Source organism: Pseudomonas sp. 43NM1 (assembly GCF_002836905.1).
GTDB classification, from domain to species: Bacteria; Pseudomonadota; Gammaproteobacteria; order Pseudomonadales; family Pseudomonadaceae; genus Aquipseudomonas; species Aquipseudomonas prosekii.
The window spans coordinates 1-919 of sequence record NZ_MKGS01000122.1 but is presented as its reverse complement, the minus strand read 5'-3'; the positions used below and the strand labels follow the sequence as shown (position 1 = coordinate 919).

Sequence of the window (919 nt, the reverse complement as noted above, 5' to 3'; positions counted from 1 at the left end):
GCGATCACCCCGGGCGGCGGTGTAGAACATGTCGAAAATCTTTGCGCGCTCCTCCTCGGGAATCCCCGGGCCTTCATCACTGACCGAGAAAAACAGCTCTTTTTCGTCAGCCCCGGCGCGCACTTGCAAACGCCCGTGCGGCGGAGAAAAACGTGCGGCGTTTTCGATGACGTTGACCAGCGCTTGCTCGATCAGCGCCGCGTGCACGTACAGCAACGGCAACTCGGCCGGCACTTCGGCGCTGACCTGCAACGGCGCCAGCACCGCGCGCAGGCGATTCAGCGAACTGCCGATGATGTCGGCCGGCGACACCCAATCGCGCGCCAGTTTCAGCGCGCCGTGCCCGAGGCGCGTCATGTCCAGCAGGTTCTGAATGTAACGATCAAGGCGTTCGGCTTCATCGCGCGTGCCTTCGAGCAACTCGCGGCGGTCGTCCAAAGGAATCGCTTCGCCGAGCGCCAGCAGGCTGTCGATGCTGCCGCGCATGGCGGTCAGCGGCGTGCGCAGGTCGTGCGACACCGAGGCCAGCAAGGCACTGCGCAATTGTTCGGTTTCGCCATGCAGGCGCGCCGCTTCGAGGTCTTCGGCCAGTTGCGCGCGGGCCAGCGCTTGCGCCAGCGGTTGACTCAGCGCCGTCAACAAACGTCGACGCTGGCCGCTCAAGGTCTGGCCCTCTTTCGCGCACACGCCGAGCAACGCCAACGGCCCGTCCTCGACCGACAACGGCCACCACCACCAACGCCCGAACGGCAATGTGCCGGTGCCGGCGCCCGCCGGTTGATCGTGTTGCCAGGCCCAATCGGCGGCGGCGCGTTCGGCTTCGGAGAACTCCAGCGGACCACCGGTTTCGACTTTCCAGCCACCTTGGCCGTCGCGATTGAGCAGGCACAATTGCAGCTCGCTCCAGCCATTGAGGTGC

Annotated in this window: 1 protein-coding gene; it reads right to left on the bottom strand. The window is 65.7% G+C overall.

What is annotated here, in order from left to right:
- Positions 1-919, bottom strand: a 919-nt coding sequence (locus BI292_RS11315) for a sensor histidine kinase KdpD (RefSeq protein WP_256592651.1), incomplete at both ends; no start/stop codon positions are given.